Raw genomic sequence first — 22,483 nt, 5'->3', positions numbered from 1 at the left:
GCGCTGATGCACAGCGCGAGCTCCCTTATATTTTCCCCATATTTTTGGTATACCATAATACAAACTTGTTGACAAAATTTACCTTTTGGAATACAGTAATACCGTAATACATGATGCGGTATCGCAATAAACCAAGACTCAAGGAGAAATCAAGATGGGACTCGAAATTCGCAAAGTTGTGACCTACACGGAGGAAACCCTGATCGAAGGCGGCAAGCAGGCCGGCAAGCCGCTGAAGATGTTTGCGGCGGCAGCCGTGCTGAAAAACCCATGGTTCGGCCGTGGATTTGTCGAGGACCTGAAACCTGAGATTCACGCGATTGCACCAGTACTGGGCGAACTATTGACCAGAACAATTACTGAGATGGCAGGTTCCGGTAGCGCCATCGAGGCATACGGCAAAGCCGCCGCGGTTGGAACGTCCGGTGAAATCGAGCATGCGTCGGCACTGATCCATACCCTGCGTTTTGGTAACCACTATCGTACTGCGGTCGGCGCGAAGAGTTTCCTGAGTTTCACGAATGTACGCGGCGGCCCTGATTGCGCAATCCAGATTCCGATGATGCACAAGGATGACGAAGGCATGCGCTCCCACTACCTGACTATTCAGTTTTCGATCAACGATGCACCCGCGCATGACGAAATCCTGGTGGCATTAGGGGCATCGGTCGGTGGTCGGCCGCATCATCGGATTGGCGACCGTTACCAGGACATGAAGGAACTTGCCAACAATGAAGCTTGATAGCGCGTTACCACAGCTGGTGAATGCTGGCGTCGCCAACGGTACCGCATACGCGGTATATGGTACTGGCCAGCCATTGGTTTTCATCCACGGTGTCGGCATGGCCAAGGTGGTATGGGCTCCCCAGATCGCCACCTTTGCCGCGCAGCATCAAGTCATCGTGTATGACATGCTAGGACACGGCGATAGCAAACTACCGCCAGAAGGCGCCACGCTGGAGATGTATGCACAGCAGTTGACGGACCTGCTCGATCATTTAAAGATCAAGGCAGCCACCGTCGTCGGCCATTCCATGGGCGCGCTGATTGCGCTGGAGTTTGCGATCCGCAATCCGGAGCGCACAATCAAAGTCGCAGCCTTGAACGCCGTTTATGCGCGTAGTGCCGAACAGCGCAAGGCGGTGATGCAGCGTGCCGAAACCTTGGACAAAATCGGCATTGCGGCGACGGTCGACTCCACCATGGAGCGCTGGTTCGGTAATTCAGTGCCGGCCGCGCTGGTCGATGCAGCCGAGTTGGTCCATACACTGTTGCGATCCATCAATTCGCTTGGATACGCCAGAACGTACCATCTATTCGCAAGGTCGGACCAGACTCACGTGCATAGTCTGCCCGGCTTGAAAACGCCGGCCTTGTTCATGACTGGCGAATGCGACCTGAACTCGAGCCCGGAAATGTCGGCAGCGATGGCGACGGTTACGCCCGGTTCTGAACTGGTGGTTATCCCCGGAGCGCGGCACATGATGAATTTAACCGCGCCAGTCGAGGTTAACCGTCATCTCAGCACGTTCATCAACATCTGATACGGCTATAAAAATATAGCACTGCAAGCAGCAAGGAGACAAATACAATGACCGCATCAACTATAGATACGATGGAGTTTCGCAAGGCACTTGGATCGTTTGTCACTGGCGTAACAGTGGTGGCAACGACCCAGGAAGATGGCACGCCGCGCGGATTTACCGCTAATTCCTTCAGCTCGGTTTCTTTGACGCCGCCGTTGGTTTCAGTGTGCATTGGCAAGGTCGCATCAAGCTATCCGGTTTTTTCTGACACATCGCATTTCTCGGTCAGTGTGCTGGCTGAACATCAAAAGAACGTGTCCGGCGTGTTTGCCTCCAAGTCGCCGGACAAGTTTGCACAGGTGGACTGGCATAAAGGTGTGACCGGCAGCCCGATCATGGACGGCGCCGCAGCCTGGTTCGACTGCGAAACCTATCAGGTAATTGAGGCCGGCGACCACATTATACTGCTGGGCAAAGTGGTGAATTTTTCAACCTCGTCTGCCAGCCCGCTAGGATACTGCCGCGGCGGTTACCTGACCTTCAGCCTGTCGCAAGACGCGCTGGCCGCAGCTTCCAGCGCCCGCGTTGGCGCGATTCTGGAAAGCCACGGCGGCATCGTCATGCTGGAGGGCCCGGACAAGGTGTTTCATTTGCCGACCGGCACCAAACTCGATCCCGCTTCTGCCCCGGATAGTTTGCGCGGCGTATTGAGCAAGCTGAAGATCGATGCGCAACTGGATTTTCTGTTTGCCGTATTTGAGGACGCCGAGGCAAAAGCCGGTGCAGTGCATGTGTATTACCGTGGCCAGGTGATCGGTGATTTGCCGCAGGACAGCGCGGTGCGTGTAGTGCCGCTGGACGCGATCCCATGGGCTCAAGTGCAGGATGAAGCCGTCAGCGCCATGTTGCGGCGCTATGTGAAAGAACGTCGTGAAGACGCATTTGGAGTCTATGTCGGCGACGCCAATACCGGATCGGTCCAACCGCTTGCAAAATCCGCTTAGTGCAAGTGCCGCATTTATCTATCGGAAAAGATATATCGAAATAAATATACCGGATTAAATATACCGGACTAATACAAGGAGATAACCAATCATGAAATTTTCATTGCTGCTCCATATGGAGCGCTATAACAAAGAAAAATCGCAGCGAGAGTTGTTCAATGAGATGACCGAGCTGGTGCAGATTGCGGAGGCAGGCGGGTTCGAGACCGCCTGGGTAGGCGAGCACCACGGCATGGAATTCACCGTGGCGCCGAATCCGTTCGTGAATCTGGCCTATTTGTCAGCCAAGACCACAAAAATCCGACTCGGTACCGGTACTGTGATTGCCCCCTTCTGGCATCCGATCAAATTGGCTGGCGAAGCCGGCATGATCGATATTGCGTCTGACGGGCGTCTGGATATCGGGATTGCGCGCGGCGCATATTCGTTCGAATACGAACGGCTCTATCCAGGCCTGGATGCATTCGGCGCCGGCGCACGTTTGCGTGAAATGGTGCCAGCCCTGCAAAAACTGTTCGACGGCGATTATGCGCATCAGGGAGAATTCTGGTCATTCCCGACGACCACGTCACAGCCGCGTCCGGTCCAAAAACAGCCGCCGTTATGGGTAGCCGCGCGCGATCCGAATTCACATGACTTTGCGGTCGCCAACAAGTGCAATTTGCAGGTCACATCACTGGCAGCCGGTGACGCAGAGGTGGTTAGCCTGATGGAGCGCTTTAACAACGCCTGCGCCGCCCATCCCGAAATTCCTCGCCCGAAAATCATGATGCTGATGCATACCTTCGTTGGTGAGGATGAGGCTGAAGTATGTGAAGCTGCCAAGGATCTGGGAACGTTTTATTGCTATTTCAGCAAAATGTTCAAGAATGCGCGTCCGGTAGATGAAGGTTTCATCGAGACGCTCACTGCTGAAGACATTGCTTCGTTCCCGAACTACACGGCCGACATGATGCGCAAGAACCTGGTGATCGGTCAGCCGCAACAAGTGGTGGAACGCCTGAAAATGTATGAGAGTCTGGGATATGATCAATATAGCTTCTGGATCGACAGCCATATGAGTTTCGAGCGCAAAAAGAAATCGCTTGAACTGTTCATCGATCAAGTCATGCCTGCGTTCAGCGCGTAAGTGAACACCACTCTATAGAACAGGACTTTGGGCTATGTTGAGACGATTTCAGAATTATATTGACGGCGGTTTTGAAGACGGCAGCGCATCATTCGAAAGCATCAACCCGGCAACCGGCGTATCTTGGGCCATCATGCCAGCCGCCTCCGAAGCGGATGTGGAGCGCGCGGTGCAGGCTGCGCACCGCGCCTTCAGCGCGCCGTCATGGGCCGACCTCACCGCCAGCCAGCGCGGCAAATTATTGTACAAGCTGGCCGACCTGGTGGAACGGCACGCGCCTCGCCTGGCGGAACTGGAGACGGCCGATACCGGCAAGATCATTCGGGAAACACGTAGCCAGATCGGCTATGTGGCCGAGTATTACCGCTACTACGCCGGCTTGGCCGACAAGATTCAAGGTATGCATCTTCCAGCCGATAAAATCGATATGGAGGTGTACCTGCGGCGCGAACCGATAGGCGTAGTGGCCGGAATCGTCCCGTGGAACTCACAACTGTTCCTGTCTGCGGTCAAAATCGGTCCGGCACTGGCCGCCGGTTGTACCATCGTCATCAAGGCATCTGAAGAAGGGCCTGCGCCATTGCTGGAATTTGCCCGGCTAGTGCATGAAGCGGGCTTCCCGCATGGCGTGGTGAATATCATTACGGGTTTTGGCGCCGACTGCGGCCGCGCGCTGACCAGCCACCCGCTGGTTTCGCGCATCGCATTTACCGGCGGCCCGGAAACGGCGCGTCATATCGTACGCAATTCGGCTGAAAACCTGGCGTTTACCACGTTGGAGCTGGGCGGGAAATCGCCGGTCCTGGTATTCGACGATGTGGATGTCGACAGTGTTGCAAATGGGATTATTGCCGGGATTTTCGCTGCTACGGGGCAAAGCTGTGTGGCGGGATCGCGGCTGCTGGTACAGCGCGGCGTGCGGGATCGCCTGCTGGAAAAACTGGTGGCTAAAGCTAAGCTCATCCGTATCGGCAATCCCCAGAGCGAGGATACTGAAATGGGCCCGCTGGCAACCAAACGCCAGCTTGAGCACATTAACAGTGTAGTTGCCCGCAGCATCGCCGCGGGAGCTACCGTGCTGACCGGTGGCCGGCAACCAAGCGGATTTGACACCGGGTTTTACTACCAGCCTACCATTTTGAGCTGTCCTGACCAGCACATCCCAAGCGTGACGGAAGAATTGTTCGGGCCGGTGTTAAGTGTAGTTACTTTTGACACAGAAGCCGAGGCGATCGAACTGGCAAATAGCAGTGAATACGGACTCGCCTCCGGCGTGTTCACGCGCGACCTGACCCGGGCCCATAAACTCATCCGCGCACTGCGCGCTGGCATCGTGTGGGTCAACACTTATCGTGCTGTGTCGCCAATCGTACCGTTTGGCGGTTACAAGCAAAGTGGCCTGGGGCGCGAAGGCGGCATGGAATCCGTGCTCGACTACACCAGAACCAAGTCGGTCTGGATTCGCACCTCGGATGAGCCGATCCAGGATCCTTTTGTCATGAGATAAACCAGAAGCGAGCGGAACCATGTACTACGAAATACGCACATACCGGATAAAAACAGGCACGCTGCCGACCTATCTCAAATTGGTTGAAGAAGAAGGTATCGCACTGCAAAAACGGCATCTCGGTAACTTGATCGGCTATTTTTACTCCGAAATCGGACCATTGAATCAGATCGTGCATATATGGGCTTACCCGAGCCTGGATATACGCGAACAGCGACGCCATGCACTAAGCCAGGATCCAGCCTGGCAAGCATTTGCACCAAAGATCCAGGCCCTGATGGAAGAAATGGAAAACAAGATCATGAAGGCGGCGTCGTTTTCGCCATTGCAGTAATTTAATTTGAAATACTTAATTTGGAATATGAGATGCAAACCCTAGAGTACAAAGACCTCGTCAAGGATAGCTGCTACCTCGACGGCGAATGGGTTTCGGGCCCCGACCGGCTCGTCATCAACAATCCTGCGACCGGCGAAATCATAGGGTCGGTGCCCAAGCTGGGCGCAGCGGAAACCCGCGACGCGATCGCTGCCGCCAATCTGGCCGGCGTAGCCTGGCGCGCATTAACCGGCAAGCAGCGGGCGATTATTTTGCGGCGCTGGTTCGATCTGGTGGTCCAGCACACCGACGTGCTGGCGCAAATTCTGACCGAAGAAATGGGTAAACCGCTGGCGGAAGCGAAAGGCGAAATTGCCTACGGCGCCAGCTATATCGAATGGTTTGCCGAGGAAGCCAAGCGTATTTACGGTGATGTGATTCCCGCAACGCAGTCGGACAGACGGTTGATCGTCATCAAACAACCGGTGGGAGTCGTGGCCGCCATCACGCCGTGGAACTTCCCCAGCGCGATGCTGGCACGCAAACTGGCGCCTGCACTGGCGGCAGGTTGCACAGTGGTGGCCAAACCGGCAGAACAGACCCCTTTGTCGGCACTGGCGCTGGCGGTGCTGGCGGAAAAAGCCGGTATCCCGAAAGGCGTCATCAATATCATCACCGGTGATCCGGTCGCAATTGGCGGCGAATTGACGCGCAATCCACTTGTGAAAAAAATCACCTTTACCGGTTCGACCGAAATCGGCCGCCTGCTGTTGCGCCAATCCGCAGATACCATCAAACGCGCCAGCATGGAATTGGGCGGCAATGCCCCTTTCATCGTTTTTGAGGATGCCGACCTTAATGCCGCAGTGGAAGGCGCACTCGCATCCAAATACCGCAACGCCGGGCAAACCTGTGTTTGTACCAACCGTTTTTATGTGCATGACTTGATTTATGATGCATTTGTTGCCAAACTGCGCGCCAAAGTGGAAACTTTGCGAGTAGGTAACGGCCTGAACCATGACATACAGCAGGGGCCGCTGATTGACGAGGCTGCGGTGAACAAAGTGGAAGCGCACATTAGCGATGCTGTCGCCAAAGGTGCGACAATCGTCCTGGGTGGCAAGCGCCACGCGCTAGGCGGAACTTTTTTCCAGCCGACCATCTTGAGCAACGTAACGCCTGCAATGAAAATCGCGACCGAAGAAACTTTTGGTCCTGTGGCGCCGATTTTCCGATTTGACTCCGAGGCTGATGTCGTCAGCCAGGCCAACGCCAGCGAATACGGGCTTGCATCTTATTTTTATACGCGCGACATCGGTCGGGCCTGGCGTGTGGCAGAAGCGATTGACGCCGGCATGGTGGGCATCAACACCGGGATCATTTCCTCCGAGGTAGCGCCATTTGGCGGTATCAAGCAGTCGGGTTATGGGCGCGAAGGTTCCAAATATGGTATCAACGATTATCTGGAAATCAAGTATCTGTGTATTGCTGGCATTGAATAACGAAGAGGTGATGCATGACCCCCGAGGCTAACTCGATCAAAATAGAACGCACGGTCAAAACCCTGCGAGAATTATCCCTGGAAAAAATGCGGGAAGCGATCATCGACGGTTACTTTCAGCCTGGGCAGCGCCTTATCGAAAGAGCGCTCTGTGACGAGCTAGGCGTCAGCCGGACCATTGTGCGCGAGGTGCTGCGGCATCTGGAAACGGAAGGGTTAGTCGAAACCGGTTCGCACCAGGGACCGGTGGTAGCCACTCTCGACCTGAGCAAGGTCGCAGAGATTTATGAGATTCGCGCACTACTCGAAGGGCACGCAGCCAGAGCGTGCGCCGCTTTTGCCAGCCCGGAGGTAGTCACGCAGTTGGATGAGGTGGTCGACAAAATAGAAAATGCCTTCGCCAAGTCTGATTTTAAGGCAGTAATGCGTCATACCACCGAATTTTATGAAGTGATGTTTATTGGCGGTGGCAAAACCACCTCTTTGGAAATCGTGCAATCGCTCAACGCACGCATCAACCGCCTGCGCGCAATGACGATCAGTTCCAGCGGCCGTGGCGCCGATGCGGTGTCCGAAATGCGTTCGCTTCTGGATGCGATTCGACATCGCGATTCAGACAAGGCCTACGAAATGTCAGTCGCGCACATTCGTCGGGTTGCCGATATCGTGGTCGCCAGGCTACAAGAAATGGAGCAGTCCTCGCCGGTTGCTAAAACAAGTTAGGCACCGCACTACGGCCATTCGCGGTGATGCCACATAACCCGGACCTGCTCTTGCCGATCGCTTCCTTTGACACTCGTCGAGGGAAGCATTGATGCGATCGAAAGTTTGTGGCGTTAGCCGTGGAAACCCGGCGCAATAAATTCATCCCCGCCGAATTCAAACGGCAATATTGCTGGCCGAGGCTTGCAACACCATCCCTGGCCCATCGATTCAGCACTGCCTGCAAACACTACGACGTAGACGGCTAGCTTAGGTCAATCAACATTACCTGGCTGGAGATACGCACCTGTGCGCCCATGACATATCAATAAGTCGATGGATTCTTGAACGCACAAATTTGCATCGAGGAACGCCGTCATCGCCCCCGCCGGCGTCGTTCCGCGTTGCCTTGCGATATGGCCCGCGTTTGAACTACGCCCGCATGCATCATTCGCTTGTCGGCCCGTCCGTGGAGAAGAGCGCCTTGCCCGCCGGCGTTGCGATCGCCGCCGTCAGCCCCTTGCGATCGGCGCGCTGCATGCCGGTGAAAGTGACGCCATCGTCGACACTGCGCAACGTGACGCCGTCGAGACCGATTGCGACGGTTGACTTATCTGCCAATTGAACGATATCCGTAACCGAACTTTTGAAAATCGTCTTTGACGCCTGCCAGCTATCACCGCCGTCCGCACTACGGTAAATCGTCCCCCGCAGCCCGCCGACCAGCAACACGCCATCCTGCAGCGCGACACCGGTCCAGAACGATCCGGCATAGCCGGTCTCCACATACGTCCAGGCATTGCCGCCGTCGGTCGAGCGCATCATGCGCCCTTGTTCGCACGCGACGAACAAGCTGCCTTTGGCATCGGCGAAAATCGCATACAAATTGCGATCCGCCTTTTTCTGACCTGGCGGCGGCGGTAGCGTGACCGTGGACCAGTTCGCACCGCCGTCAGTCGTGTGCAACATCAACGACCACAATCCCACCGCCCAGCCCTCTTGTGCGTTCTTGAAATACACGGAGAACAGCGGCTGATCGACTTTGCTGTCGTTCCGCTGCAGCACCCATGATTCGCCGCCGTCGGTGGTTTTCAGGATCGCGCCCCAATGGCCTACCGCCCAGCCAGTGTTGGCATCGGCAAACGATACGCCCGTCAACGTCGAACTGACCGGCACTGAGCGAGCCTGCCGGTAGGTCTTGCCATCGTCGTCCGACAACAGCACGACGCCATGATCGCCGACCGCTACGATGCGTTTTCCCGCCCGCACCGCCGCCAGAATCTGCGTACTGGCAGCGGCGCTGAAGTGCTCGGCGGGCAGTATCTGCAGCTGCGGCCTGACGGCCGCTACCGGCGCCTGATCTGCAGCCTGCACGATGCCGCCCAGGACTAGCAGACCGAGCATCGCGCTGTATTTTGCAATTCCATTCATATTTTTCATGGTTACACTTTTAATGATTAAACATGCCGGGTGCACGCACCGGACCACGACGTGGAAAAATGCGTTCCAGCACGACTGCCAATGCAGGCAAGGCGGTCATGGCCATGATCAGATTGACGATGAACATGAACGCCAGCAGCTTGCCCATGTCGGCCTGGAACTTGAGTGCCGAGAAACTCCAGGTCGCCACGCCAACCGCCAGCGTGATCGCGGTAAAGATCGTGGCCATGCCAACTTCAAGCATCGAATGTTCAATCGCCTTGACGATCGGTTGGCCCGCGGCCAGATGACCCTGCAGGCGATTGTAGATATAGAACGCATAATCGACGCCGATCCCCACCGCCAGCACCATCACCGGCAAGGTGGCAACCGTCAGACCGATTTCGAACTCTTTCATGAACCAGTAACCGATGAAAGTACCAACCGTCAGCGGCAGGCAGCACGCCACCACTGCGCGCAGATCGCGGTACACCACCAGTACCAGCAGCATGATCGCCGCGTACACGTAGAGCATCATCGGCAGTTCGCTTTTCGCCACCTCGTCATTGATCGCAGCCAGTACCCCGGCATTGCCGGCGGCCAGGCGGATCGTGATGCCCGGCGTCTGATGGCTATCGCGGAAAGTTTTGACCGCATTGATGACGCGGTTGATGGTGGTCGCCTTGTGGTCCGACAAATACAGGTGGACCGCAGTCATGCTGCAATCTTTGTTCAGGTAGCCGCGCACCCGTCCGATCTCGGTCGACAGACCGGCGTAGTTGCCGGTATCGATCGGCACCACGTTCATCTTCGGATTTCCTTCGTTGTAACCCTGGTTGTAGGTGCGCAGATTGTCCGCGTAGGAGTTGATCGAGACGATGCCAGGCACGTTCTTCAGGGAATATTCAAGGTTGTCATCGAACGTGCCGACGGCCGGGCTTTCGCAGGACTCTGGCGGAGCCTGGATCACCACCGACAACCAGTCCAGGCCAATATCGTAGTTATCGGCAATCGACACGGCGTCGCGGTTGAAGCGCGCCTCCGGACGTAACTCCGGCGCGCCGGGCTGCAGCGTGCCGACCACGCGGTCGCGGCTTTCCCAGACTGCAGTGGCGAAGACACCGGCCACCATGACTAGCGTGATCACCGCATTGCGAGGCTCTGCCACCCGCGCCAGCGTGCGCAGCCAGCGCGCACGTTGTTCACGCTTGAGCATGGCCTTGTCGGCGTAGGCCTTGGTGAAGTTGAAGCAGGACGCAGCGACCGGCAACATGATCAGATTGGTGATGATCTTGTAGCCGACCCCGAGCGAAGCGGTGATCGCCAGTTCGCGAATCATCGGGATAGGGATCAGCAGCAGTGTGATGAATGAGACGAATGCGGTCACCAGCGCCAGCGTGCCGGGGATCAGCAGGCCGGTAAAACTATGCCGCGCCGCATCCATCGACGATTCGCCGTGAGCTAGCTCGCGCGTAATGAAATTAATCTGTTGGACGCCGTGCGACACACCGATGGCAAACACCAGGAACGGCACCAGCACCCCTAGCGGGTCAAGGCCGAAACCCAACAGACGCAGCGTACCGAACTGCCACACCAATGAGGTCAGCGAACAGACGATCGGCAGAATCGTGAAGCGCAGCGAGTGGCAGTACCAGTATACCGACAGCGCAGTCAACAGCAGTGCGATAGCACAAAACACAAGTACGGCTTTGGCGCCGTCGGCGATGTCGCCGATCTGCTTGGCGAATCCGATGATCTGGATCTCGTAGCCGGCATCCTCAAAGGGCTTGCGCAGCTTGTCTTCCAGCAGGTGGTTGTATGCGATGTAGTCAATCTTCTTGCCGTCAGCGCCAGTCTCGCCGATTTCGGCGGTAATCATGGCGCCGGTCTGGTCGCGCGACACCAGCGAGCCGACGAAGCCGCCTTCCGATGTCGATTGCTTGATGTGAGCGATGTCGTCCGGACTCAGGCTATCGGGTGTAAGCGTGCCAGGAATCAGCGGCTGCGAACGAAATCCTTCTTCGGTGATCTCGTTGACGAAGCTGTTCGGGGTCCACAAAGATTGCACCCCCAGACGATCGACGTTGGGCAAATAAGCCGTCGCCTGCGTCACGTCATAGAGACGTTTGAGTCCTTCTTTGGTCCAGATCGTGCTCCCTTTTCCCTTGGCCTTGACAACCACCGTAAGCCGGTTCGCGCCAAACAGGTCCGCGCGGTATTGCTGAAAGGTTTTGACATATTCGTGACCAATCGGAATCTGTTTCTCGAAACCGGCATCCATGCGCAACTGCAACGCAAAAAACGCCATCACGGCGGTGAGCCCCGCAAGCACACCCAGCACCAGCAGGCGTCGGGAGAAGAGCCAATGCTCCAGGCTTTGAATCATTCTGTTTAACACGAGCGTTCCTTGTTCTATTCAACTCTGCTCACAAACTGAGCATGCTGACCGGTCCAGCCTGTCAGCATGCAACCACATTAAAAATTGCGTGTAACAAATGCGCCGATGAAATTACGGTCGGAGTACGGTTGAGACGCCGAATTGCCGCCATAAAACGCCGTGTAGTTGAGGCCAGCCTGCCACTTTTGCGGATTCTGGTTGAACAGCAGGTAGAAATTGGCCGATTTCGCGCCCGCTTCGTAGTTGGCAGAGAAGGTCGGGGTGTAGCCTTTGACAGCGTCATAGAAGGTGATGCCCGGCGTCACTTGCCAGCCTGGAATCAAGGTGCCGTCATAGGTCCAGTTGAGATCGATTGTGAGCCCCACCGCGGTCGACGTGCCCTGTCCTGCCGCAATCGGATAACCGGTGCCGGAGTTGTTGTTCAACCAGGTCGCGTATCCTGCATCGGGCATTTGATAGACCTGTTGCCCGTTCACGGTGCTGGCATATTGGGTGTTGGCGTTGACGCCAGGGTATTTGATCACTGTCAATTCCGTGGTCAATACGCCCAGGTCTGCGCCAATCCATTTCAGCATGGGATGCGAGGTCTGCGTCATGTTCAACTGGCCATTGATGTCGAACTGGACCTTCTTCATATCCTTCCATGCCCGGCAGTCGATTCCGCTTGCCAGATTCACATTCGCATCAGGCAGCCCTCCCGCGCCGTAGCATCCGGACATCGCCACCGCATCGTGCGGCCGATACGACAACTCGGAACCGATGGCCCAGTTGCCCAGCGCGAAATTGGTGCTGACACCGAGCAGGCTACGGTTCTGCAGGTAGGACCATTGCGACGAGCCGTTGGCCAGGTAGGACAGGACTGGCGCTTTGTCGGTGTAGTTCTCGTAGTAGAAACCGAAGTTGATGTCGGCGCCGTCCGGCTTGTAACCGAGGCGCACCCCGAACTGTGGTTTATTACCCGGCAATACCGTGCTGAACGCGCCCCCGGTCGCGTTTGTCGGCGGACCGGCATACACGCCATTGAGCAGATTCTGGTTCACGCTATTGAGGAACTGACTGTTCTTGCTGTTCGGTCCGGCGATAGTGCCGGCATCGATGCCGGCGAGGTTGAAGTTCTGCGTGTTGAACGAGGCTGGTCCCGCACCGCGCCCGAACGCGTCCGACACCGACCAGTATGTGCCAACCGGCGGGTACTTGTTGCCGTTCCATTGGAACTGGTAGTAAGCCTCGGTCGAGAAGCCGGCCGGCAGACTGCTTGCGAAACTGAGCATCGGCGCCGGCAGCAAGGCCTGTTTGAGCTGAGTCCCGGGAATCAGCAGTTTCTGGATGTCGACTGAATTGGTGGCGTTGATGCCGCCCGAAGCGAAATAGCTTTCGCCCCAGTTGATGACCTGGTTACCCAGTCGAAAATGCGCGCGCTGGTCGCCGATATTAAAGTCTTTCTGCCCCCAGAAATCGAGCAGTTGCATACTGTCGACGGCCTGGCTCTTGGTATCCGACGCCAGCGGCGTGCGCTGCGTATGATCGGCGGCGAAATCGTACATCCCGGTGCCGCGGATCAGAAACTTGTAACCCTCTTTCGGCATCGTCAACAGCAGTTCGCTGGTGAAGCTGGTGTAAGCGGCGTACGCTTGCCCCTTTTTGTAGTTCAGATTACCGTCGTCACCGTTGGCCCACATTCCGGTATTGGCTGCGCTGCCGCAGCCGTAGGCATTCGGATCCCCTGTCAGGCTGCAACTTGGATTCTTGGTGCGCACGCCAAGCCCGCCCGTAATGTTGGACACCCAGTCAGCCTTCATGTCGCCGATCCCGGTATCGAAACTGACAGCATGTGCAGGTGCATAGACCAGTGCACCGCACATAGTCACGCCGAACAACTGAATTATTGTTTTTTTCATTTTCAACTATCCCCATATTTGTGAAAAACGGGCGGACCGATTCCCTGGAATTTATCCGCCACACCTGAGTTGGGTCTTACCCGCAACGCCAGACGACATAAGCTTGAATAAAAGCGGCAGCCCATCCTGCCGCTTTCGCATGATGATTTAGCGGTCGCTGATCGCGCCCAGGTTCTCGCCGGTGAAAAAGCTGTCGGTCAAGCGAGAGTCGGTCGCGCCGGGTGGATAAAATTTCAAGTCCTTGCCGGTGCCGACAACGGTTTGGTCGAAGACGTACCGACCGCTGATCAGGTCGTTATAGATAGAAGCCGCCGGCACGCAAGCGCCGATTTCAGACTCTGGCGTGATGTAATTTTCTTTCGCCTTCCAGATCTTGCCCTGCGCATCGTAGTCATCGCCTACCGCAACGTTCCAGCTATCTTCATCGATATACAAGGTCTTCTTCGGCGTCGAATGACGCACGCCGGACTTGACCGTACCCTCGATCTCCCACACCCGATGCAACTCATAACGGCGCAGTGCCGGTTTCACAAAATTAGGCTCTATCGCATCATCCATCTTGGTCTTGAAACGCTGCATGGCAAAGCCGTTGTACGGTACGTAAACTTCTTTCTTACCGACTAGCTTCCAGTTGAAGCGATCCGGGTTGCCATAGAATATGGAGAATGTGTCTGCCGGATACTGATTCTCATAACCGATTAACGGTGCATCGTAGGCGTAGCTTGGCAGGCGGCGCACGCGGCGCTGGCCGGTGAAATAGTAGTAGCTGTCCGTATCCTTGTTGAAGTAGTAGCGCTGGACCGTGCCCTGCCCCGCAAGCGCAGCAGGATCGTTGTACAGATAATAGACACCGTTTTGCAGCCCCTTCTCATCCTGCGGCGAGTGCTGCCCTTTCTTCGCCCACGAAAAATATGACAACTGCATCCAACGCGTCATGATGGGTGTGCTGCTGCCCGGACGAGGCGATATGTACGTATAAACATCTGGCCATTCCATCCCCACGCCTTGATAGCGCATCAACCAGTTCCACATAACCTCGATGCCGGTACTCGGGATCGGGAACGGGACGCCCGGCAGCGTGGCGGCCTCCAGCGACCAGCCATCCTTGGCAATAGCTGATTTGAGCGCGCCATCCTTGGTATTCTTCTCGACGGCTTCGGGTAAGCCGCAGTCGCGATGAGTCGGGTAGACCGGCATCGTATAGCCCTTGACCTGCTTGATCATCTGGATCTGGCCGGGCGTCAGCTTGTCGGCGTATTTATCGACGTTGGTCGCATCGATGACAAAGAGCGGCTTTTCCGCTTTGTGTTTCCAGTAATCCTCACGCAGCTTGCCGTACGACCAGCCCGGCAGCGGACTGTCCGTACCGGAAAACGCCGGAATCGTGCCGTCCTTGTTACCGGCCTTTTCAGCGCCAGCTGGCGTCAGGTCCTGACCTAGCCGGGTAACGTCTGCCGAAGTGGCAGACCACGCACTGGTTGAGAGTAGGCCCAGTGTGGCCAGGGCGACGACTGTTTTATGAATTTTCACGTCAAAGCTCCTTAGAAGCGGTTGAGAAACTATGCAAATAAAAGTTTTAAGCAGTGACAACAAATGAATGGGCATGCCAATGGCCTTGGCCGGATCTGCGGCCATGGGAACAAGACAGAAAATGAGAATCGTCAGAGAAGAACGGGTAGCCTTCGGAAAATTCGCAGCGGCTTGTTAGCTGTTCGCCGCCGTCCCCTCGATAACATTCCCGACGCTCCACTTCATAAAGAAGTAGTAAGCGGCAGCAGGAAAAACAAGCCCCACCAACCACGCCAGGTCGACGCCGTAAAGGCGCTCGGCCACCGAGCCGACATACAGGCTCGTATTCATGAAAGGAATTTCCAGCAAGATAGCCAGGATGAAAGTGATACAGGAAAACCAGTTAACCCGTCCATACCGGCCATTCGGGTCGAAAATATCCACTACGCAGTACACGCCGTGCCTGACAAAATAAAAATCCACCAAATTTATGGCCGTCCACGGAATCAGGAAATAGCTCATGAAAAAGATGAAATTTAAAAAGAACGCGACAAAATTATCTTGGCCAATGGTGGACAGTACGGTTGCAAGCGCGGTGATAGCGAACATGAACGTGCCTCGAACCCTGGCAGTAACCTTGATTTTTGCGAATGGCTCTATGACAGTGACCGTCGACATGAACGCACCATAGAGATTGAAGACATTTATCGAGATTTGGCCGAAGACGACGAATACATAAAGCAGTATTGCCGCACCTCCGAAAAGTTGCGCGACGTTCAATCCGACGTTGTCTGCAAAGTGTGGAATCGCGACACTGAGTATTGCCCCCAGAATCATCATCCAGGCACCGCCTATGACTGTCCCGGCATAGCTGTGCCAGAAAACCTTGGCCGATGAGGTATTGCCAGGAAGGTACCTTGAATAGTCAGCGACATAAGGTGCATAAGAAAGCTGCCAGGTCGCCGCAATACTGACCGCCGCCATGAATTTCGGAAGCGAAAAGCTGCTTGCCAGCCATTGGCCGTCGGGAACAGGAAGAACGACTGCAATAACGGTGGCGACCAGGAATACGATTATCGACAGGATCGACAGCGTCTTTTGCACCCGGTGAATCAGCTTGTATCCGTAAAGCGCGACAAGAAAGCAAAGAATGCTGATGAAGTAGATATTTGCGCGTTGCCCCAGGGGGCTTACTTTTTCGATGGCCTGCGCGGCCAGGAGTGTATTACTGACGAAGAAGCCCAGATAAATCACCATCACAAACAGCAACGGCAGTACTGCCCCGATCACGCCAAACTGAGCCCGGCTCTGGATCATCTGTGGAATGCCCAGTTTCGGCCCTTGAGCTGAGTGAGAGGCCATGAAGATAGCCCCTATCAGCGAACCGAGAATAATTGACAGCGCGCTCCAGAACAGATTCAACCCGAGCACCACCGGCAAGACACCGGCAGCGATGGTAGTGATATTCATATTGGCGCCAAACCAGATGAAGAATAATGATCCTGGCTTGCCGTATCGCTCTGCTTCGGGAATAAAATCGATGCTGCGTCGTTCGACTTCCATTTTGTCTCCTGTATCCTCTAATAACTCTTATGGTTATTTTTATGGTTACTTGTTAAGTTTGGTTCGTAATTTTTTTATGGCATCGCCCAGCTTGTCTGGCGTGTGAGCAAATTCATCCGGTATGGCTGCCTTGAATGCGCTGAATTCTTCGCCCCGCAGAGAGCGCAGAAACTGCTCTGAAGTAAACATCTCCAGGTCGTAAACCCAGTTAGCCATGAGCAGTAGCGATGAGTAGTGAGCCGCTTCAGTGGTGGCGCCGCAAATATCTTCGATCAGCGTTACCTGATAATCCCTGAAGTAGGCGTCGAACACCGTCGTCATCACGCACACATCTGTCAGTACGCCGCCGATCACCAGATGTTTGACGCCCAATCCCTTAAGAAGCTGATCGAGATTGGATTGAAAAAAGCAGCTATATCTATTTTTTTCAAAGACGATATCGCCTGCCTGGGGAGACAACGCGTCGATGATGTCGACCTTGTTGGTTGCAGAGCAATACGTTGCCGGCTTTCCAGAAGGATCAAGTGGCTCGCCGCCTGGCAATCCGACCCCGTCAGCCCGATTGACGTGCTTCGAATAGAGGATTGGAATCCCCTGCTTGCGTAAGGCATCCAGCAATGGACCAGCCTTTTCCACCGCCGCGTTGAAACCCTCCACGGAAAAGCCATCTTCTTTTTGCATGTCGATCAGCAAAAATGCCCTATCTGACTTCATTACACTATTCTCCTTGTCCAACCTCATTTTTATAATTTCCGAACTGGAGGCGGTTTCATACGTCATCCAGTTACTGGCTTAGTACGTCAATATTATGGCATACCATAATATGAATGTGGCGAAATTAATTTGTAACGGCAAGATCTCCCTGCTACCGGCCACCCATTGGCGACCGTTCTTGTTCTATCTCCTTAGGAAATTTTTGAAAAAATCGTGAAGTTCGTCGGACTGGACCAAGGCCAAGGGAGGAAGTGTTACGCTTGTCGAGCCTTTCCAGGAGGATCGACACCTGGCCAACTTCAAGCTAGCGTGCATGCAATTGCACCGAATCTGCTGGATCGACAGTTTGAGACAACGGCACCCAATCAGAAATAGGCTTCATTAACGACCATCTTCGGCACCGGGGCTGCAGCCAACTGACGAGCGAGCGGTACCTTGCTTGCCACAATCGGCAGACGTGGCGCCGCTCTGGTGCTACTCACCAAGTCATCCAATGTAAATATGCTCACCGCTCGCGCAAGATTTTCCGCTTGGTCGCTCAAAGACTCCGCAGCAGCGGCAGCTTGCTCCACCAATGCTGCATTTTGCTGGGTGACTTGATTCATCTGGCCAATAGCCTGATTGACTTGTTCAATCCCTGCGCTTTGTTCCTGGCTGGCAGCCATAATCTCGGACATGATATCGGTCACGCGCTTGACGCTATCGACCACTTCCGTCATGGTCGCCCCCGCTTCTGCCACCAATTTACTGCCGGTATCGACTTTATCAACCGAGTCGTCGATCAGTATCTTGATTTCCTTCGCCGCTGCAGCCGAACGCTGCGCCAAGGTACGCACTTCCGATGCTACCACCGCAAAACCGCGACCTTGCTCGCCGGCACGCGCGGCTTCCACTGCGGCATTCAGCGCCAGGATGTTGGTCTGGAAGGCGATGCCATCGATCACGCCGATGATGTCGACGATTTTTCTAGCTGATGCATTGATGCCATCCATCGTACCCACTACTTTCGACACTACCACACCGCCTTGTTCCGCCACACCAGAAGCAGTAAGGGCAAGCTGATTGGCTTGTCGTGCATTGTCGGCATTTTGCTTGACGGTCGTGGTCAGCTCTTCCATCGACGATGCGGTTTCGTCCAGCGAACTAGCCTGTTCTTCAGTACGCGACGACAGGTCCAGATTACCGGATGCGATTTGATTCGACGCGGTTGCAATGGTATCGACACCTGAGCGAACCTGCATGATGCTGCCTGTCAGGCTGTCATTCATATCCTTCAAAGCTTGCAGCAACTGACCGGTTTCGTCACGTGAAGTCGCTGTAATTCGGCTAGTCAAATCGCCAGAAGCAACTATACGCGCCACACTTACAGCGTAGCGCAAAGGCTGGGTAATGCTGCGCGTTAAAACCCAGGCGAGGATTGCGCCCAATGCCAGCGCAATCAAGCCGAGGACCATCATTAGATTGCGACCGGCCTCATAAATTTCATCAACTTGATTTTTTGATTTTTCAAAAATGATTTTTTGAAAGTCGACCACGTCTTGCACCGATCGTATGTATGCGTTCGCTGCCGGCGTGAGTTTGGTTTCGATGGTATTTTCCAAATCGACGCTACCTTCTTCTTTCAGTTTGAAGGCAGCATCCCGGATCCCGATATATATTTTGCGCTGTTCGGCAACGGCAGCCAGCTTTTGTTTGCCTTCGGCACTGAGGACCAAAGGCTCCAATTCCTTTTGCGCCTTGATAATATTAGCGCTTACGGCCGTCATTTCTGCCGCGAGGGATTTCTCTTCTGCCGGCTTAATCGTTCTCAAGCGCGCGAACGTACGTAAGGTGTTGGTTGCCATACCACTGATCCACTGTTGCGCCATACGCTCCTTGGCCGCCGCGTCGCCCATCTGCTCAGTAGCTTGTCCCACGCCTTGCAAGCGCCAGATACCCACTACTACGATGATTGCCATCAGCACCAACAACAAGCTAAAGGCAATGCCCAGTCGCGCGCCTATTTTCAAATTCTTGATTTTCATTTTTTTACTCGATAACAGAAATTATCGTGCCCGGACCGAGCAGATAATCGGACTTCATCGCCGTGCCCATTACTGGCGCCGGCTTGAATAGGTAAAAGGTGGATGGCAAAATTTGCCGCTGATTTCACATGACACGATTGCTACATGCATTTACAACGGCAATCATTTCATCAAAATTTAGCTTCCACGCGGTGACCTTTCTCCTGCAAAGTACCCGAAGGTACAGTTGGTGACCTAACGCAAAGTTTTCGTTTGCTTGCTGAATTGATCCGGTCAGTCTGAGCGCCTCGGTCTTTAGCAAAACCGATAACTGGAACGCATATTTGTCGATTACACTGAGCGAGCGCCGCTCCGCGTAGGACGGCTCTGTTATTTCCGTACGTAGATAGCGCGACGGTGTGTCTGGAGATGCGAAGGAGTCCGGCGATCTCTCTTAGTGGGACCTGGTCGTCAAAGGAAAAATGCAAAGAATAAAAAAACCCGCTAAATCAGTGACTTAGCGGGTCTTGTTTACATCTGATAAAACATATACCCTAGAACGGAATGTCGTCATCCATATCCGAGAAATTCGGCGCTGGCCGCGAAGCCGGTGCCTGTCGGGCTGGCGCCGCCGGTGCGCTGGTGTTTTGCTGGCGTGCCGGTGGCGCGCTGTTGTAGCCACCGCCATCGTCCATCGGCGCGCTGCCGCCCGCACCTTGACGGCTGCCAAGCATCTGCATGGTGTCTGCGATGATTTCAGTGGTGAAGCGTTCAGCGCCATCCTTGTCTTGCCATTTGCGCGTTTGCAGACGGCCTTCGATGTAGATCTGCGAACCTTTTTTCAGGTACTGGCCGGCGATCTCCGCCAGCTTGCGATAGAAGGTGATGCGGTGCCACTCGGTTAATTCTTTTTTCTCGCCGCTATTCTTGTCTTTCCAGCTTTCCGTGGTGGCAACGGCGATGTTGGTGACCGCTTCGCCGTTCGGCATGTAGCGTGTTTCCGGGTCGCGGCCGAGATTGCCGACGATGATGACTTTATTGACCGATGCCATGTAATGCTCTCCTAAATGCTCATATCTTGAAAATGCGTTGAAAATTACGCCTGATGCGTTGTGCCCAAGACCCTGGCGCTGGCTGTCTGATGTTGCTCAATAGTTACTTAAGAGTTACTTAAGGAGACTTGCTGCGCGCCATGCACTACGCTGCCGCGGCCGTGATTGATGAAGCGCCACGGCGCGGCAAATTTTTCATGCTGGATGCGATTATAAGCCAGCAGAGGGTTGCTGCCCCGCCTAAAATGAAAACCGAGGATGCACCCGCATGCTGTTTAAGTAATCCGCCTAGGGCGCCGCCGCAGAACAAACCCAGGGCTTGCATGGTGTTATACACGCCCAGCGCGGCGCCTTTGGCCGCTGGCGGCGCGATGCGCGACACCAGCGACGGCTGGCTAGCTTCCAGCACGTTGAAAGCAATGAAAAACCCTAGCAACAACACGACCAGCCATTGCCAATGGATAGTTGCCATGGAGAATGTCAGCAGCAATCCGAGTTGCACTATAAACAACAAAGCCACGGCTGCCAACATTACTTGTTTCATCTTGCCCTGCTTCTCGCCGACAAATACCGGCGGCAGCATCAATACAAAAGAAGCCAACACCACCGGCAGATAGATTTTCCAGTGCGACTCGAGCGGCAGATCGGCGTATTTGACCAGCGCCGCCGGCATCACCACAAACATCGCCATTTGCGTCATGTGCAAAGCGAACACGCCATAGTTCAAGCGCATCAGTTGGCCGTTGCGCAGGATTTCCGACCAAGCGACACGCCTGGCCTTGACCAGCGGCGCGGAAGGCACCAGCCATACCACCACCGCAATCGCGGCCAGCGACAAGATGCCGGTCATGGCAAAGATGCCGCCCATGCCGACCCACTCATATAGCAGCGGCGAAATGATCAGCGACAAGGCAAACGTCAAACCGATCGAGCCGCCGACCATGGCCATGGCCTTGGTGCGGTGTTCTTCCCTTGTGGAATCGGCGATAAAAGCAGTTACCGCAGCTGAAATCGCGCCGGAACCTTGTATCGCGCGGCCGATGATAACCCAGTAGATATTGTCGGCGGCGGCGGCAATGAAAGATCCCAGTGCAAACAGGATCAGGCCGATGACGATGATCTTCTTGCGACCGTACTTATCGGAAGCTACACCAAACGGAATTTGTCCGAACGATTGCGCAAGGCCGTAAATCCCCATGGCGAGGCCGACCAGGGCAGCGCTATCCCCACCGGGCAGGGTTTTGGCGTGCACTGCAAACACCGGCAAAATCAAAAACAGGCCAAGCATGCGCAATGCAAATATCGAAGCCAGGGCACCGCTGGCTTTGACTTCGGCGCGGCTCATGCCGCTGCCTGCGTCATTATCGGGAGAGGAGGTCGAATTATTCATATTGGGCATTACCGGATGTGAACGTTGAGGCTGTACGACGGCGCAGATCGAAACCCGTCATAGTATCAGGGAATGAAATGGCTGTGACCCGCATGGGTATTGGACATGCCCAAAACTTGCTGAATATTAAGGCGAAATACCCTGATGTATTTGAGCGCGATTGCGGTTTGCTATCCAATGGATATCAGGCGCTTTCCGCTCCGAATTAGATGTAATTTATTGCATCATTAATCGTTTTCGAAATAAAAAAAGATATAGTTCGTGACACCAAATAACTGTGGGGGAAATAGATATGAAACGTATGCTCTGCGCGGTAGCGCTTATAGCAGTTAGCGCTGCCGCCTTCATGCCAACCCAGGCCATGGCGCAAATAGGTGTAAACATCACGATTGGAACACCGCCGCCACCGCCACGATACGAGGTTTTGCCACCGCCGCGGGTTGGCTACATCTGGGCGCCGGGATACTGGAATTGGGATGGCCGCCGCCATGTCTGGGCTGGCGGACATTGGGAAAGAGCGCGTAGCGGGTATCTGTACGACCGGCCGGAATGGCGTCAAGGGAGTAACGGATGGGAGCTGCGTCGTGGCGGCTGGCGTCAGGGCGACGACCGCCACCATGAGCATTATCGTGACGAACGTCGTGATGACAGGCGCGACGATGACGGAGGCCGTTATCATTGTCCACCGGGGCAAGCCAAAAAGGGTAATTGCTAAAGTGTAGTTGCGCCCGCCTGATCTGATGTTGCCATTGGATCAGGCGGGAATTCATACGTTCCAGGTCGATACGTTCCGGCCCATACGTTCTCCCGTCATCCCATCACTCTGCCAGCGTACTGTTTCACGCGACTGTA

18 protein-coding genes are annotated in these 22,483 nt (G+C 54.9%); 9 read left to right on the top strand and 9 right to left on the bottom strand.

What is annotated here, in order from left to right:
• Window positions 1–154: 154 nt before the first annotated feature.
• The 8 genes from BM029_RS08750 (at window position 155) to BM029_RS08715 (ending at window position 7,706) form a co-directional block, all read left to right on the top strand.
• A complete protein-coding gene (locus tag BM029_RS08750) occupies window positions 155–742 on the top strand; it encodes an amino acid synthesis family protein (protein ID WP_092434783.1) in 588 nt (195 codons plus the stop codon).
• Entirely contained in the window at window positions 732–1,544 is an 813-nt protein-coding gene (locus BM029_RS08745; RefSeq protein WP_092434781.1) for an alpha/beta fold hydrolase, read from the top strand. The genes BM029_RS08750 and BM029_RS08745 overlap by 11 nt, the downstream gene beginning before the upstream one ends.
• A 47-nt stretch (window positions 1,545–1,591) precedes the next feature.
• Window positions 1,592–2,530 carry a flavin reductase family protein gene (locus BM029_RS08740; RefSeq protein ID WP_092434778.1) on the top strand — a complete coding sequence of 313 codons (939 nt, stop codon included), beginning with the start codon at window positions 1,592–1,594 and terminating at the stop codon, window positions 2,528–2,530.
• A 91-nt stretch (window positions 2,531–2,621) separates the two neighbouring features.
• Window positions 2,622–3,659, top strand: a complete 1,038-nt coding sequence (locus tag BM029_RS08735; RefSeq protein WP_092434775.1) for an LLM class flavin-dependent oxidoreductase — start codon at window positions 2,622–2,624, stop codon at window positions 3,657–3,659.
• 34 nt (window positions 3,660–3,693) lie between these two features.
• On the top strand, window positions 3,694–5,166 hold the full coding sequence (locus tag BM029_RS08730; RefSeq protein WP_092434772.1) for an aldehyde dehydrogenase: 1,473 nt from the start codon (window positions 3,694–3,696) through the stop codon (window positions 5,164–5,166).
• Between the two features lie 19 nt (window positions 5,167–5,185).
• The gene (locus BM029_RS08725; RefSeq protein WP_092434769.1) at window positions 5,186–5,500 is read left to right on the top strand and encodes an NIPSNAP family protein; all 315 of its coding nucleotides are present in this window, start codon (window positions 5,186–5,188) and stop codon (window positions 5,498–5,500) included.
• A gap of 32 nt (window positions 5,501–5,532) precedes the next feature.
• On the top strand, window positions 5,533–6,984 hold the full coding sequence (locus tag BM029_RS08720; protein WP_092434767.1) for an NAD-dependent succinate-semialdehyde dehydrogenase: 1,452 nt from the start codon (window positions 5,533–5,535) through the stop codon (window positions 6,982–6,984).
• A 14-nt stretch (window positions 6,985–6,998) separates the two neighbouring features.
• Window positions 6,999–7,706: a GntR family transcriptional regulator gene (locus BM029_RS08715; protein WP_092434764.1), complete on the top strand. Its 708-nt coding sequence runs from the start codon at window positions 6,999–7,001 to the stop codon at window positions 7,704–7,706.
• Window positions 7,707–8,132: 426 nt separating this feature from the next.
• On the opposite strand, the gene BM029_RS08710 is transcribed toward BM029_RS08715, so the two are convergent.
• From BM029_RS08710 to BM029_RS08670, 9 genes are all read right to left on the bottom strand, one after another.
• Window positions 8,133–9,125, bottom strand: coding sequence for a WD40/YVTN/BNR-like repeat-containing protein (locus tag BM029_RS08710; RefSeq protein WP_244544972.1), 993 nt, complete (start codon window positions 9,123–9,125; stop codon window positions 8,133–8,135).
• A gap of 10 nt (window positions 9,126–9,135) precedes the next feature.
• A complete protein-coding gene (locus tag BM029_RS08705; RefSeq protein WP_170851024.1) occupies window positions 9,136–11,502 on the bottom strand; it encodes an efflux RND transporter permease subunit in 2,367 nt (788 codons plus the stop codon).
• Between the two features lie 77 nt (window positions 11,503–11,579).
• Window positions 11,580–13,400, bottom strand: coding sequence for a DUF1302 domain-containing protein (locus tag BM029_RS08700; RefSeq protein ID WP_371329103.1), 1,821 nt, complete (start codon window positions 13,398–13,400; stop codon window positions 11,580–11,582).
• A gap of 147 nt (window positions 13,401–13,547) precedes the next feature.
• Window positions 13,548–14,930 (bottom strand): DUF1329 domain-containing protein, encoded by a 1,383-nt coding sequence (locus tag BM029_RS08695; protein ID WP_244544971.1) that lies wholly within the window; start codon window positions 14,928–14,930, stop codon window positions 13,548–13,550.
• 174 nt (window positions 14,931–15,104) lie between these two features.
• A complete protein-coding gene (locus BM029_RS08690; protein WP_092434758.1) occupies window positions 15,105–16,472 on the bottom strand; it encodes a purine-cytosine permease family protein in 1,368 nt (455 codons plus the stop codon).
• A gap of 45 nt (window positions 16,473–16,517) precedes the next feature.
• On the bottom strand, window positions 16,518–17,252 hold the full coding sequence (locus BM029_RS08685) for a cysteine hydrolase family protein (protein ID WP_211482453.1): 735 nt from the start codon (window positions 17,250–17,252) through the stop codon (window positions 16,518–16,520).
• A 299-nt stretch (window positions 17,253–17,551) separates the two neighbouring features.
• Complete coding sequence (locus BM029_RS08680) at window positions 17,552–19,210, bottom strand: methyl-accepting chemotaxis protein (RefSeq protein WP_092434753.1); 1,659 nt, start codon at window positions 19,208–19,210, stop codon at window positions 17,552–17,554.
• 533 nt (window positions 19,211–19,743) lie between these two features.
• A complete protein-coding gene (ssb, locus tag BM029_RS08675) occupies window positions 19,744–20,241 on the bottom strand; it encodes a single-stranded DNA-binding protein (protein ID WP_092414110.1) in 498 nt (165 codons plus the stop codon).
• A 145-nt stretch (window positions 20,242–20,386) separates the two neighbouring features.
• Window positions 20,387–21,631 carry an MFS transporter gene (locus BM029_RS08670; RefSeq protein ID WP_371329102.1) on the bottom strand — a complete coding sequence of 415 codons (1,245 nt, stop codon included), beginning with the start codon at window positions 21,629–21,631 and terminating at the stop codon, window positions 20,387–20,389.
• A gap of 292 nt (window positions 21,632–21,923) precedes the next feature.
• Between BM029_RS08670 and BM029_RS08665 the strand changes: the two genes are divergently transcribed.
• Window positions 21,924–22,346, top strand: a complete 423-nt coding sequence (locus tag BM029_RS08665) for a YXWGXW repeat-containing protein (protein ID WP_092434747.1) — start codon at window positions 21,924–21,926, stop codon at window positions 22,344–22,346.
• Window positions 22,347–22,483: the final 137 nt, after the last annotated feature.

Source organism: Collimonas sp. OK607 (assembly GCF_900111995.1).
Lineage (GTDB): Bacteria > Pseudomonadota > Gammaproteobacteria > Burkholderiales > Burkholderiaceae_D > Collimonas.
The sequence above is the reverse complement of the archived record's forward strand: the minus strand, read 5'-3'. Positions and strand labels throughout refer to the sequence as shown.

Coding starts and splice junctions, on each gene's coding strand:
- BM029_RS08750 (WP_092434783.1), top strand. CDS start 155: ATGGGACTCGAAATTCGCAAAGTTGTGACCTACACGGAGGAAACCCTG.
- BM029_RS08745 (WP_092434781.1), top strand. CDS start 732: ATGAAGCTTGATAGCGCGTTACCACAGCTGGTGAATGCTGGCGTCGCC.
- BM029_RS08740 (WP_092434778.1), top strand. CDS start 1,592: ATGACCGCATCAACTATAGATACGATGGAGTTTCGCAAGGCACTTGGA.
- BM029_RS08735 (WP_092434775.1), top strand. CDS start 2,622: ATGAAATTTTCATTGCTGCTCCATATGGAGCGCTATAACAAAGAAAAA.
- BM029_RS08730 (WP_092434772.1), top strand. CDS start 3,694: ATGTTGAGACGATTTCAGAATTATATTGACGGCGGTTTTGAAGACGGC.
- BM029_RS08725 (WP_092434769.1), top strand. CDS start 5,186: ATGTACTACGAAATACGCACATACCGGATAAAAACAGGCACGCTGCCG.
- BM029_RS08720 (WP_092434767.1), top strand. CDS start 5,533: ATGCAAACCCTAGAGTACAAAGACCTCGTCAAGGATAGCTGCTACCTC.
- BM029_RS08715 (WP_092434764.1), top strand. CDS start 6,999: ATGACCCCCGAGGCTAACTCGATCAAAATAGAACGCACGGTCAAAACC.
- BM029_RS08710 (WP_244544972.1), bottom strand. CDS start 9,125: ATGAAAAATATGAATGGAATTGCAAAATACAGCGCGATGCTCGGTCTG.
- BM029_RS08700 (WP_371329103.1), bottom strand. CDS start 13,400: ATGAAAAAAACAATAATTCAGTTGTTCGGCGTGACTATGTGCGGTGCA.
- BM029_RS08690 (WP_092434758.1), bottom strand. CDS start 16,472: ATGGAAGTCGAACGACGCAGCATCGATTTTATTCCCGAAGCAGAGCGA.
- BM029_RS08685 (WP_211482453.1), bottom strand. CDS start 17,252: ATGACGTATGAAACCGCCTCCAGTTCGGAAATTATAAAAATGAGGTTG.
- BM029_RS08680 (WP_092434753.1), bottom strand. CDS start 19,210: ATGAAAATCAAGAATTTGAAAATAGGCGCGCGACTGGGCATTGCCTTT.
- ssb (WP_092414110.1), bottom strand. CDS start 20,241: ATGGCATCGGTCAATAAAGTCATCATCGTCGGCAATCTCGGCCGCGAC.
- BM029_RS08670 (WP_371329102.1), bottom strand. CDS start 21,631: ATGAATAATTCGACCTCCTCTCCCGATAATGACGCAGGCAGCGGCATG.
- BM029_RS08665 (WP_092434747.1), top strand. CDS start 21,924: ATGAAACGTATGCTCTGCGCGGTAGCGCTTATAGCAGTTAGCGCTGCC.